The 12953-nt window shown below is 55.5% G+C and carries 12 protein-coding genes; 5 read left to right on the forward strand and 7 right to left on the reverse strand.

Annotated elements, in window-relative coordinates; translation table 11 throughout:
- Window positions 1–27 precede the first annotated feature (27 nt).
- Window positions 28–2283 carry a PKD domain-containing protein gene (locus tag NGM29_RS05690; protein ID WP_254159467.1) on the forward strand — a complete coding sequence of 752 codons (2256 nt, stop codon included), beginning with the start codon at window positions 28–30 and terminating at the stop codon, window positions 2281–2283.
- A gap of 759 nt (window positions 2284–3042) precedes the next feature.
- On the forward strand, window positions 3043–4506 hold the full coding sequence (locus tag NGM29_RS05695; RefSeq protein ID WP_254159468.1) for a DUF7289 family protein: 1464 nt from the start codon (window positions 3043–3045) through the stop codon (window positions 4504–4506).
- 524 nt (window positions 4507–5030) lie between these two features.
- On the opposite strand, the gene NGM29_RS05700 is transcribed toward NGM29_RS05695, so the two are convergent.
- The 4 genes from NGM29_RS05700 to NGM29_RS05710 form a co-directional block, all read right to left on the reverse strand.
- Window positions 5031–5513, reverse strand: coding sequence for a metal-dependent hydrolase (locus NGM29_RS05700; protein WP_254159469.1), 483 nt, complete (start codon window positions 5511–5513; stop codon window positions 5031–5033).
- Window positions 5506–5988, reverse strand: a complete 483-nt coding sequence (locus NGM29_RS05705; protein WP_254159470.1) for an OB-like fold-containing membrane protein — start codon at window positions 5986–5988, stop codon at window positions 5506–5508. Before NGM29_RS05705 ends, NGM29_RS05700 begins: the two co-directional genes overlap by 8 nt.
- Window positions 5989–6253: 265 nt before the next feature.
- Window positions 6254–7129, reverse strand: coding sequence for a DUF8154 family protein (locus NGM29_RS21585; protein ID WP_484549576.1), 876 nt, complete (start codon window positions 7127–7129; stop codon window positions 6254–6256).
- Between the two features lie 21 nt (window positions 7130–7150).
- Window positions 7151–7954 carry a nucleotidyltransferase domain-containing protein gene (locus tag NGM29_RS05710; RefSeq protein ID WP_254159471.1) on the reverse strand — a complete coding sequence of 268 codons (804 nt, stop codon included), beginning with the start codon at window positions 7952–7954 and terminating at the stop codon, window positions 7151–7153.
- A gap of 386 nt (window positions 7955–8340) precedes the next feature.
- Here NGM29_RS05710 and NGM29_RS05715 point away from each other — a divergent pair, with 386 nt between their 5' ends.
- A complete protein-coding gene (locus NGM29_RS05715; RefSeq protein ID WP_254160431.1) occupies window positions 8341–8616 on the forward strand; it encodes a PadR family transcriptional regulator in 276 nt (91 codons plus the stop codon).
- A gap of 678 nt (window positions 8617–9294) precedes the next feature.
- Here the strand turns inward: NGM29_RS05715 and NGM29_RS05720 are convergent.
- Window positions 9295–9528, reverse strand: coding sequence for a UPF0175 family protein (locus NGM29_RS05720; protein WP_311136850.1), 234 nt, complete (start codon window positions 9526–9528; stop codon window positions 9295–9297).
- A 66-nt stretch (window positions 9529–9594) separates the two neighbouring features.
- On the opposite strand from NGM29_RS05720, the gene NGM29_RS05725 reads away from it, so the two are divergent.
- Complete coding sequence (locus NGM29_RS05725) at window positions 9595–10266, forward strand: helix-turn-helix domain-containing protein (protein WP_254159472.1); 672 nt, start codon at window positions 9595–9597, stop codon at window positions 10264–10266.
- Between the two features lie 47 nt (window positions 10267–10313).
- Window positions 10314–10694, forward strand: coding sequence for a HalOD1 output domain-containing protein (locus tag NGM29_RS05730; RefSeq protein WP_254159473.1), 381 nt, complete (start codon window positions 10314–10316; stop codon window positions 10692–10694).
- Window positions 10695–11092: 398 nt separating this feature from the next.
- Here NGM29_RS05730 and NGM29_RS05735 read toward each other — a convergent pair whose 3' ends face one another.
- Together NGM29_RS05735 and NGM29_RS05740 are read right to left on the reverse strand one after the other, a co-directional pair.
- Entirely contained in the window at window positions 11093–11935 is an 843-nt protein-coding gene (locus tag NGM29_RS05735) for a hypothetical protein (RefSeq protein ID WP_254159474.1), read from the reverse strand.
- Window positions 11936–12540: 605 nt separating this feature from the next.
- Window positions 12541–12909: a DoxX family protein gene (locus tag NGM29_RS05740; protein WP_254159475.1), complete on the reverse strand. Its 369-nt coding sequence runs from the start codon at window positions 12907–12909 to the stop codon at window positions 12541–12543.
- Between the last annotated feature and the right edge of the window lie 44 nt (window positions 12910–12953).

A 12953-nucleotide genomic window follows, 5' to 3' on the forward strand; every position in this document is an offset into this window, starting at 1 on the left:
CAGTGACTGTTCTGTCGGATGATCCGTTTGATCGCTATACTCGCTGGCGACACTCGCGTCCGAAATTCGACCGAAATCTCCGGCGCCCTCGAACTCGCCAATGGCGAAACGGCAGCTGGTGACACGATCCTCGTCTTCACCGACGATGGCTACCAAACGGTAACGATCGATGAACGTGGCGAGTACGCGTTGACGCTCCCCAGCCGAGTCGACCCGTACCAGCTCCAGTACTATCGCCATAGCAATCTCAGTGATATTACGCGCGACGGCTTCGTCGATATGTACGCCGTTGCCACCGTTCCCGGGGACACCGATTCCGCCCTCGAGACTACGCGGCTTCCCGAGGGTCATCTGGTCGATGTGACGGTCGTTGATGAGGGCGGTGACCCGGTCACCGGTGCGTGGACGAGGCTCTATCATAATAATACGGAGATGTATGCGAAGGCTGGCATCGCTAATCTCACAACCGAAAACGGGACAATCCAGTTCGGGGAGGAATCCGGCGTGGAGCTGAACGGTGCCGTCGACATTGTGGTTGAACCGCCCGAAGGGGACAACCGGTTCGTCAACCGGACGTACGAGCAGACGATCGAGGTCACGGATAACATGACCCCGGAGGTCGTCCTCGAAGAGAATACAACCGTCCCGCAGTTCGATGTCGATCCCACCGAACCTGATGTGAACGAGACGGTGACGTTTAACGCATCTGCGTCAATCGGGAATCTCACGGCCTACGAGTGGAACTTTGGTGACGGGGCCACCGCAACGGGCTCTGTCGTCACGCACTCGTTCGATACCATCGATACCTACGACGTCACGCTGACGGTGACGGACGATAACGGTACGACCAAGACGGTGACCGAGCCGGTGTCGGTCGGTGGCCATACCGCGATTGAACACGGCGATGGGACCACCACGAGTGACAGTGGCGTCTACGCCGATGCACCGACTATTCGGACGACTGTACCCGATGCGACGGTCGAATTCGGTGGCGAAGCGAACACCACCTTCTGGATCAACAACACGAAAACCGGTGAGTCGGTGACCGTCACCGCAAACGAGAGTACAGTATCCGTTCCGGCCGACCGGATCGCGTTCTTACTGTACAATTCCTCCGGTACCCTTCTTCCTGAAGAGGGGCTTTTCGTCGAGGCGATCGCCCCTGATGGCTCTGCCACCACGATACCAGTCGACGTTGATGGCGACCACGAAATGTTCGAGAACGCGAGTACGTTCTCGACGTACGAGATCTCCCTCGTCGATGCCGAACGTAACGTCCCCATCGGTACGACTGACGAGCGGCTCATGGGTATTGGCTATGAAGCCACCCTCGAACAGGACAGCACCGATGGTGACATCAATGTCACAATTTCACGAGACAGTACCGTCGACGAGTCCTGGAACGCGACCTTTGAGCTGATTAACGGAACCACCCACGAGCGGGTCCTCTCTCAGCCGGTCGAGCACGACGGTTCCGCCGGCGAGTTCGCGTTCACCGTTGATGCAGACACCCTCGATGACGGAGAGTATACGTGGCATCTGACCCTCGAGTCGTCCGACCAAGAGCCGGCTGTCCAACGTCTGCGCGACCAGGGGTTCGTCGTACAGACCGTAGAGGAAGACAAGTCCGATGACAGCGGGTCAGCTCCCTCCCCACCATCGATGCCCGCACCAACCCCGAGCGAACCGGCGAGTTTCGATCTCGGCGCGCTTGATCTGCCGACGACGGTCGAAGCGGGCGAGTCTATTCCGGTGAGCGTCCTGGTCGCCAATACCGGTGAGGAAGCCGGGACAGCTGACGTGACGCTTACCCTTGACGACGAGGTCGTCGGCGAGGATACACTTGAGGTTGCGGCTGGTGCTAATGACACCCTCACGTTCGAGGTCACTGCCCCTGAGACGGCAGGTGAGGCCACCGTGACGATTCAGACGGCAGATGACGAAACCACGGCCACGGTGACCGTGACAGACGATGAGGACCCGGCTGAAGAGGATGACCCAGCAGACTCCGAGGACCCGGCTGACACTGACGAATCGGACGAGAATAACGATTCGGACGAAACGGACGACTCAGCCGACACCGATGAATCGGACGACGCTAATGAATCAGCCGAGACTAACGAATCGGCCGACGCTGACAACGATTCATCCGAGGCTGCTGACCAGGTTGATGAGGATCCGGTGAACGCCGACGACGATACAGATACCGTCCCCGGATTCGGTGGCTTGAGTGCACTCGTTGCGATGCTGGCGGGTGCGTTGTTGATCGCCCGGCGACGCTAACGCCGGTCGCCACGTTCCGTTCTTAACGGTTCACATCCGTACTCGAGAGCACCGAATTCCCTCTCCTCTCTTCTCGATACCGTGCAACGACCGCACCAGTCGCTCAACGGACAGACGCCAGCGACGGTGTGACCCGGGATAATGCCCTTCTCGAGACACGGTTCTTCGAAACATCCCTCGACAGAGCGACCTTTTTCGTCAATATACGTGGTGGTGATGGACCCACAGTGGTCCTTCACGGATAACACCTTTCGAGCTGCGTTTAGAGACCGCTGTATCGATGTCGTGCTGTTTCGGCTCTGTCCTGTTACAGACACGTCTGGTGCGAACACGCTCGCCGTGAACGGCGGGATTCTCTCGCTGCTTAAAGATAGCGCGGAGGTAACAATGATGGTTGGTGCTGGTTGGCTGTGAGGGCACCGTTAGCAACGACGACCCCCTCCCCCGCGCTACTAGCAGATTGGTCTCAATGGACGTAATCGTATTGGCCGTATGGGACCATCCTAACTGAACGCCCACTCTCGAGTATCGAGGTTTTTCACTCCCACCAACAGGACGACTGAGAAGATGAGTCGTCAGCTTGCAGCCGACTCCCTGGTCCTCAAACAAGGCACACAGAGGGCGCAAGATTAGCTCTCCAAAGTTTGTAGAGTCGAACATCCGATTACTCCCTTTGCTGGAAGTGCTCTCCCCCGTTCCGGCCACAACCATCATATCTCTTGAAAATAGATATCACATTAACTACCTGATCGCGCTCTCATGAACACAGATACACGGGCGGTTACCCCAGTCCTTGGCTTGGTGCTCCTCATCGGTATTGTCGCCATTAGCTCACTGACCATTATGGCGGTTGGGACCGACCTCATCACGGCGACCCAGAACCAGGCCGAAGACGAACGGGCCGAACAGAGTTTCGTCGAGCTCAAACAGGCTATGACGTCCCAGGCTCAATCCCCAGAAACGACGCACTCTATCTCCTTGGGGGTGAGTGAGGGTGGAACAGTCATCCGGGATGATGCTGGCTCGATCCAGATCGAGTACGAAGACCTCGATGCAGCGTACGCCGACCCGATTCAGTTTGGTGCCGTCGAGTATCGAGGCCACGGCGGCTCGGTCGTCGCCCTCGAGGCGGGGGCTGTCTTTCGGGGCACTGGTGAGGACGCCCGGATGGTGTCGAAACCGAAGATCGAATACGACGACGAGGAAAACGCCCTCAACTATCATCTTATGGAGGCCGTCGGCGAGAAGGAACTGCGCTCGGATGAGTTGCAACTCAACGTCACCGCTGTCGAGGGCCAGAACCATATCGTCGAAAACCAGATCGTCGTGATCACGATCGAAAGCCGGTACTGGGGCGGGTGGGAGCAGTACTTCACCAATGAAGTCGGCGACCGTGGCGTCATCGCCGAACCGATCCCGGGAAGTGACAAAGGCAAAGTCACGGTCAATCTGGGCCGTATTGATCGGCCAACCCCCTTTGAGAACGCCGTTCACGCCCGTGAGGATCCTAACTTGGGTGGCAATGCGAACATCAGCGGTGAGGTCACTGTCGGCGACTCCCTCGACCCGATCGATGATGAGATTACAGCCCTCGTCGCGAACGCCACAGCTAACTACACTCACGTGGGTCAACTCGATGGCGGAACGGTCACTGCGGGTACGTACTATGCAGACGAAATTGATCTCAGTGAGGAGCTGGTCGTTGATCTCACCGATGGCGACGTGGTGCTCGTTGTGGATGGCGATATACACATTGACCACGATTTCCGCGTCAAAAACTGGGGTGACAACGACGTTCAACTGTATACGACAGGCGATCTCTCGCTCTCGAGCAGTCAGATGTGTCTCGATGAGAATACGTGTCGGGGCACGCATTCTGACCGTCAGGGGAACGATCCGGGTCCTGGATCTATCGATGCGGAGCATCTCCAGGTGTATGGGACCTCAGACTTTCAGCTGGAGATGGCCGGGCATACCTACTTCGAGGGGATCATCTATGCGCCAGCCGGTGACCACGGCAGTTCCAACGTCGGGGACTGGAGCGGGAACGCCTATCTCGACGGTTCGGTCGTTCTCGGTGCCGTCGATGCCGGCGGGACACCAATGATCGCCCATCACGAGGCCTTGAAATGGCTTGACCCACAAATCGGTCAGCCGGTCAAAAACCCCGAAATCACGTATCTCAACCTCATTTATCAGGAGATAGAAGTGACGAACAAGTAATACCGGCAGTGTAACTTGCGCAGGGAAGGGGTAGCATCGGGTCACTGGCTTGTTGAGCGTTACTCGCACAGTGGCAACGTAGGTGACTATCACCCGGGCCAGTACGACTGTTCGCCCACGTGTTATTACTCGTGCATCGTGTAGTGCGTTATGAGACATTACGGGAAAGCGCGAACAATGCGCCGGAGGGCATGCCGACAGACGTCAGCGAGTGTTGACGGTGTGTCGAGCCTCTGGGCGAAAGATCCGAATCGGATAAGAAAGTGATCGTCGACATCGTCGGCGAACAACCCGACAGGACACTTGTCTGTAAAATCGATGGCGAGTCGTCTGCCTTCTCGAGAGAGACATTACGGAGATTCAGACGACCGCGCGGGTGACCGCCGTCAATGGGATCACTGGCGAGGCCGAGCTTGTTGATCGCGGCGTGTAACCTCATGCAGTCTCGGCTGTTCAACCCGTCGAGAACACGATTGGAGCACTATCGGTGTGTCTTCATGGCTCTTGAGCGGCTCGTGTGCGGCTTACCTGCGGTGATCGATGGCCCAGACCACCGTGGCACCGACTCCGGCAAAGAAGGCAGGCCAGCGATCGCTACTCAAATAGAAGCCTGGGGTGGGCGGGTGATACTGGGTGAGCGGCCAGAACACGGGATAGGCGTAGCCCGACGGATTGACCAGGAGGAGATCAAGGCCGTGATGAGATAGCGCCCCGAGAGCGAGCATCGCGACGACGCCACGCCGGTAGGCAGTTGGTGTCAGGAGGCCCCCGAGGGCGACGACGAGGACGGTGCCCCCGAGGGTATGGAACGCCCACCAGTCGAAGGGGATGCCCAGTGCGGCTTCAATCGCCTTGGCTGGGAAGAGGAGATCGAATCGGCTGAGATCCGGCGTGACCGCGCCAACCATCGCGACAGTCACGTACGGGGCCGTGAGCCACCGAGTGTACCATGACAGGACGGTCGCCAGCGTGAACCCGACGAGGACGTGGGTGAGCAACTCAGGCATCGGCGTCCTCCTTGTGGGGGATGACCGCGAGCGCCTGGGGGTCGACGCGCCAGTGCCGAAGCGCGCGTACCACCAGCCACCCCGCCGCGAGAAGGGAGACGAGGTACATATAGGCCAGTTCCCAGCGCTCTTGGACAATCGTCTCCTGAGCGAGGAGTTCCCCATCTGGCCTGACGGTCCCGAACACACGCAGGTCCTGGCCGACGGCTGTTTCTGGGCCGTTCCGGATGACGTACGTGTCGGTGCCGTGCTCGTGGTCGACCTCGATGGTCAGTGGGTCGGTGGCGATTACCGTCCCTCCGATGTCGACTTGCTGGCCGACGTAGCGGTCGTAATCGATTGCGAGCTCTTCATCACCTGGGTAGTCGTGGAGGGCAGGATCGGGCTCGAGGGCGCCGTACGCGACAAAAAGGCCGACGAAAGCGAGGAGAAGGATGCCAAGGGCGAACAGCCGAACTCGTGGGGTGTCGAGCATTCACCGAAGAATGTCTTGTGAAGCCTATAGCTGGCACGATTCCGGTTCCGGAGGTGAAAGAGGAGACGGTTGCCGACGGGGTCACTTGCGTCGGCTGTCGCCATCCCGGCCGCCGATGGAGATAATGGTGGAACTCGAGTTGGTTCCGTCGTTCGAGTGACCCGTGGACAGTCGGCGCCTTTGGTGCGCTATTGGGGTGTCTCACTCGAAGACTGGCCGATAACGGCTCGAACAACCCTTCAGTGAAACGATTTCTCGTTGCCGATCAGTACCCTGTTGATGGACACCGACAGTATCGTTCGGTTTCATGATCGAACATCACGATATGAGAATGGACGGTAGTTGCTACGTCTCGCATGCGTTTTGCCTGGGCTTCTGTCGTGACGGTTGTTCCGTAGTAGTGTTCTGTTCGACGGGTATCATATAACGCTTTCAGCATTTGGATTGTCGCGTCCTCAAGGGGCACTTGTCCTTTCGCGAACTCATACGGAGAGTCATGATATGATTTTCGAGCGCATACCTGCGTCTTCAGGCGTAGGTCGAGCGGTAGGCCTGGTGCGACACCCGCTGTCGGTGGCCGAGTCGGATTTCCACCGTAATCGTTTTTGTGTGCCCCTGCGTCCCATGAAGTACTACGAATACCGTGAGATGCCGGCCCTGAACAGACAAGGGGCGGTGACGAACGCGGTCTGTTCGTCACACGGCGATGACATGGTATTCGGTGGGGCCTGGTTGACCGGGCCACAGCCCTATATAGGGGAGAAAACGAGAGTTTCGCCAGAGTGTCTCTGGTTCCCCTTGAGTGCGGGTTGGAACCTCGAACGTCACACTCGGCGGAAATCCGATGGTCGGATTCCACGTCCTTCAGGGCGTGGAGGAGGTCAATTCGGAGTTCCTTCGGGTCGGTTCCAGCAATAGAAATGAGGTATCCCTGAAGCGTATGTTCGATAACGATGAATGAGTGCTCGAGAACCGCTCCATAGTAGTCGCCGAGTTCGTCGAGTCGGTGTATCAACTCAAGGAGGCGACACGCTTTCTGGATCTGAATTTTTCCATCGTCTGCTCCCGGAGCCGCGTCCAGTTCTGGTTCGAACGTCGGTTGGCCGTAGGCGTGCCCAAAGGCGTCTTCTGCCGCAGAAATTTGTTCGAGTAGCTCCCCCGGTCACTCATCGGATATTATCTCCACTTTCACTCGCTCAAGGGTCTCTGTCGAGAGAAGGGTGATCCCATCACCGAACAACGCCTCAGTATCGACCCGGTCTCGCTGGGCGAGTATCGATTGTGGAGTTTCGACAATAATTTCAAATGAATACCGTTCTGCCGAGGGGTCGTCAGACGATTCGTTTTCGAGTTGTGCCGTAATCGCCGGCCAGTTTGATTCGAAATCAGCGTGTTCGGGAGTTGCTATCCCAATTGTTGATGGAATATAGAGTTCCTCGAGTTGCTTGACGAGTTTGTTTGCCTCGTGACGCTGACGCATGTGATCCTCACCAACGAGTACCCACAAGTCGATATCCGATTGGCGGTCGGCCTCCCCGCGTGCCGTACTTCCAAAGAGAATAATCCCGTTGACATCTGCGAGTTGTTCAGTGATATAGTGGCGAGCAATGCGCACCGGGGTCTGGAACGCTGATTGTGGGATCGTACGGATCGGATCCGTTGGCTTGTCGAGTCGTGTTTTGTTGATTCGGACACGACGGGCGTTCCCTTCGTGAGTTGTCTCGATCAGCCCGTTCGCTTCGAGGGTATTGACGGCTTCACGAGTCGCACGCTCACTCGTTGGGGTGACACGTGCAAGTTGACGGATCGATACATCGATATCAGGATTATCTGCGAGGAACTGGAGAATATGCGAACTTGCGCTGTGCTTGAAGAGATTGGTATCTCGGATTGGCAGTGGGAGGCCGACCGATGACCACTTGGTAGGGTTATCAGCCGTGTCGGTTGTTGAACTGTCATGCCTCATACGGCATAGTAGATCAACAGTATATATATAATTTATACCTATGCGGCTTTCAAGCCTACTCGAGGAGCTACTTGACTGTCGATGACCTACTGCCGGTTTCGGGTGGACGTCATTGCACTCCGCGAATTGTGTCTCCCAAAATTTGAACGGGTTCTTCGAGATGTGAGACCGTTCTCCGGTAGATTCGACAGACGTGGAATCGTCACGAGTTGGACGTTCGAGAGCGATGCACGAATAGAATATCGGTGTAGCGTGTGCAACGTGTGCCGGATTTCTTTGTGCTCTTTAGATATTCCGTTGGGGACTGCGTAGGGACACAAAAATACGCGTGAGTATCGTGTATGGCGTTTATTACAATATCCCAACCGATCATCGGGTTCGAGAGCATGCACGACCTCACGGGATTCCAGCGAGATCTGCTGTACGTCATTGCCGGTGCCGATCAGCCATCCGGTCAGGACGTTAAAGACGAAATCGAGCAGTACTACAATAGCGATATTAACCACGGCCGACTGTACCCGAATCTCGATACGCTGGTCAACAAAGCTCTCGTCGAGAAAGGGCAACTTGACCGGCGAACGAATTATTACATGATCTCTGACACGGGGCTCGAACTGATCCAGGACCGTCGCGAGTGGGAAGCCCGCTACGTCGACGTGTGACGGTCACACACCGTCTTGCCCGTTCACTTCCTTGTTGGCCGAAAATACTATCTTACTGAGTGACAATTCGGTTCCGGGGGTTCAATGGAATGTGAACGGTGTGGGGACGAGACGTGTGTGACCCGGCATGTCGTTGACGGATACGCCGGGTACCTGTGTACGGAGTGCTTGCAAATCTGGGAGCGCCTCCAAAACTCACCTACAGATTGACATCCTCCACACGACTTCAGTCGTGGGTCGATGACACGAGTCGGGATATTGCGTGATGCTTTTCGGGGCTGCACTCAGAACCCCTTCACCCTTGCCGGGTCCATCAACTCTTTCGGATAGTGTTACTAACCCAACATGGGGAGGGGCGCACTGATACCGACCTTCCACTGCTATCACCCTGCTACCACCATCGACCTGGGTCAGCGCTCCCCTCTCCCGTTTTCAGCCTACTCGATGTACCAGACGTGACTGCTTCTCAATAGTAACTATGGGAGCCACTCGGTGCGCAAACGTGAGGAGAACGCCAATTGTATGGGTTGGGTGTCACGGCTGTGACTGGCTACTGGAGCCCCTCCCCCTCACGCAACTACCACATGTGAACATAGATACATTACTCTACTGGCTAGTGGGTAGATGACTGATACCTTTGATACGGTTTCGGGGAGAGATTTCTATCAATGACGACCATCAGATCCGCTTGAGGTCGCGTTCGAGGTCTGCGGTCGAGTAGCCGATGTCGATGCCCTCCTCGACGGCCAGCGACACCATCTCAACGTAGGTCACATCGGCGAGTTCGGCCGCCCGACGGAGTTTGATCGTGTGTTCGCAAAACTGCTCGAGAGCCCGTTCTTGCTTCCACTCTGTCAGGCCCTGTCGAATAATACTGTAGTAGAGATGAACTGTTCTACGACAGTGATCGATATTGTAGGTTCAGCCGCGACTCGAATAGAGTGTACTACTTTCCACTTCGCCGTTGTGACTGCTGGTATGACGACCATCGCAGAGTTCACTATCCCGGCAGAGGACTTCCCGTTGGGTCGAATTTTCGATAACCTGCCGCACGCAACGGTCGAGATAGAGCGTGTTGTTCCCACCGACCAAGGCCTCCTCCCGTATTTCTGGGTAAACGACATCTCTAATGACGACATTCAAAGCAGCCTGACAACTGAATCAGCATTTGAGTCGGTAACGTGCATCGATTCCATCGAAAACCGGGGGTTATATCGTGCCCAGTGGAACCCTGCCGTGGAAGGCGTCCTCACCGCCGTCCCTGATAACGATCTCACGCTGTTGTCGGCGGTCGGCACGCACGACCACTGGACGTTCGAGTTCCGCGCCGAAGACCAAACCCAAATCTCGGGGTTTCAGCAATATTGTGCCGACCACGACATCAACACCCGACTCACACGGCTGAAGTCGCTGGCTGAGATGCAGGCAGGTAATGAGTACGGCCTCACCGCTAATCAGTACGAGGCGTTACTCCTCGCGTTCAATGAAGGCTATTACGACCACCCCCGTGCTACTGACCTCGAAACGCTTGCCGACCAACTCGGTATTTCGCGCCCCTCGTTTGCAGACCGCCTTCGCCGGGGATACCAAAATCTTCTCAGAAGTACTATCGCACATCACGATTCCACGGATGATGGTAGTGAGGAGTGACAGCAGTATTTAAAAGACCTCCATAATTGTAGGCAAGCGGTAAACCGATGCTCAATCAACAATATGTAAGAATGGGTAGTAAGGTCGATGAGGGGGACTCACCTGCGACGGACCTACACACATTTGAATACAGTCCGAACGGCAACGAGACTGTGGTCGAAGCCGTTCTCAACGCAGTCAGTGCCGTCACTAACATCCCAGTGTTACCGTCAGACAGCCCTGGGTCGGGTGAGGGGCGTGGTGAATCACTTCCGCCACTTTACAACACCATAGATCCTGACGCGCTCGCCAATCTGTCACCTGCCGCAACCGACGAGGACGCTAACTGGCAGGTCACATTTCCGTACGCCGGATGCAACGTGACCGTCACTAGCACCGGCACCGTTCTGGTGGACGAACAGTCGTCAGTCGCGGATTCCGGAGACTGACGAGTGAACTGGAGGCCGAACTGTGACCATCGATAGCAGATCCTGTTGAGTCCTATCTCGCGACGACACAGAATGTTCGTACCGATACTGAAGATTTGAATTATTTGAGACAATTAAACAAAGATACAGTCGTGTTGAATATATACTCCGGGTTGGGCACGCCACTCCTGACAGAAACGGAATGGTTCGAACAACCCGTGCTGAACTCACAGCGCGAATGTTGCACGAGATCAGGCTTGATTTGTGCAGACGATGATCGCTCAGTACAGGACAAGCAGATAATGGACCGAAAACGTTCCTACTGATAGTTGTCAGAATGACGAACTAAAGATAGAAATTTCACGTAGCATACGTCTCACGCTCATGACGTCGATGATTTAAATCGGGAGCCATCGTCGTTAGTGTGATCCTAGGCCTGAAACTAGATTGCCGTCTTCGTCCCAACTGCAATTACGGAGGGTTCCGTATTCTGAAAGTCTACGCTTAGGCGGGGACAGTTCTCCAGAACCTGTATATTCTATTGCATTATCGAGCGCATCGTGTTCTTCCGACATACTCCATACCACGTCATCGTTTTCGCCATCTACGCTAATCTCAAGACGATAAGTTCCAAATCGGTATTCTCCATAGTCAAGCAATGCTACTTTGTGACCTTCCACCTTGTCTAATGCCGCGAGTTCCACCGTCTCGTCGAAGAGCACGTCACCCTGCCCTTTGTAGGCAGAGTCAGTAGTAATATCCGCATGATAGACCAGGCGAATATCGAATGTACGTATCTCTGGTGTTATGTTTCTAAAATACAGTGAGCCGACAGGGGGGAACTCCTCCGTGAGGGAGAGACGGTTGATCTCTCCGTCTTTTTCTACGTTTGCAGTATAGTAGACTGTCCTTCCATCTGTCCTATCCATTTTAATATATGATTCTTGAATATCAAATACCTGCGGGAGAATAAGATCGTTGGTCGTTTCATATTCACCTCCTTGAAGTGCAGTCGTTATCTCTTTTTGAGCCGGTGCAGGGAGTTCAGTTTTGTTGGGGTTTACATAGGGAGCTTCACATTGCTCGTATTCGATTTCGCTAGACTGGGCGTCATCCATCTGGGTGGTGTTGTTCTCTGTAGACGGGGACGTGCCATTGGTGGTGTTTGTCTGATTTCCATCGGCTTTAGGCGTTCTGCCCAGACAGCCTGCAAAGAGACCGGGCCCGAGACTGACGCCCGCCAGGAGGGTTCGTCGTTTCATTACTATTCTGCCATCTCTTGTAAATCAGTAAATGTCTTCTGGTGGTGGACGTTTCACATCGGAACGGGGTTGAGAAGTGTGGCTTGCCTACGCGAGAGCGGTCATCTCGCTTCAAAATGGGAAGGCTGGCCTGCAACGGGTAGGTGGCAGTGGTGTGTCGTTCGGGAGGAGAACTTCTTCATCTTCCAACCGATTTCCCTGTTCTATGACGAGGTCATGTAATCGGTTACAACGATCTCCTGTTTTGCCGACATTCTCGACATTGAAGCATCGATCACTACCGCCGGGACCTGAGTGGATAGTTCAGAAGTAATAGCGCGGAATGAATAACTCTGCTGTGCTGCATTCATCCTCTGTATGCAGCAGCCTCGAGCTGCCAGAAAAACGATAGTCTGCTGAGCTGGTGCTGCACTGCCGTTGCTCGGTCGTGGGGAAGAGTCTGTATCGTGGACTGTACTCCATTCGACGTGCTTTCGTCTATGAGTTATGGTTTGTTATATATTGTAATTAGTTTTGGGTGAGAGTCGTGCGGGTGCTGGATTCCCGCCCTACTCGCTCCCTCGGTCGCTCCTTGAGGACGGGGCTTAAGAACCCTCACCGCGCTGCTAAAACGAGAGCAGCAGGAAACCCGTGACGAAGAGTCCGGCTATGAGGTAAATCGCTGGCGGGACTGATCTCCAGAGAGGATCGTCAACCCGGAAGAGATGCGTCAAGATGGCCCCGAGCATCGTGGCGGCGATTAACATTCCGCCGAGGACAGCGAGAATCGGCGCGAACACGAGCCCGATGAGCAACCCGAGCCCGCCGACAACCTCGATACCACCGGTCACGACGAAAAACCACTGGGGGTAGCCGTACCGCTCAAAGTCGTTTTTCGCGAGGTCGATGCCGAGTATCTTCGCGCTGCCCGCACCCACCATGGCGAGTCCGAGTAGTCCTTGCACGACGGGGATGACCGTTTCAATTGTGCTCATAGATATTCTCTACTAGGACAGTGGGACGAGTCAGGGCGCTCCAC

It is taken from the genome of Natronosalvus rutilus, assembly GCF_024204665.1.
Classification (GTDB): Archaea; Halobacteriota; Halobacteria; order Halobacteriales; family Natrialbaceae; genus Natronosalvus; species Natronosalvus rutilus.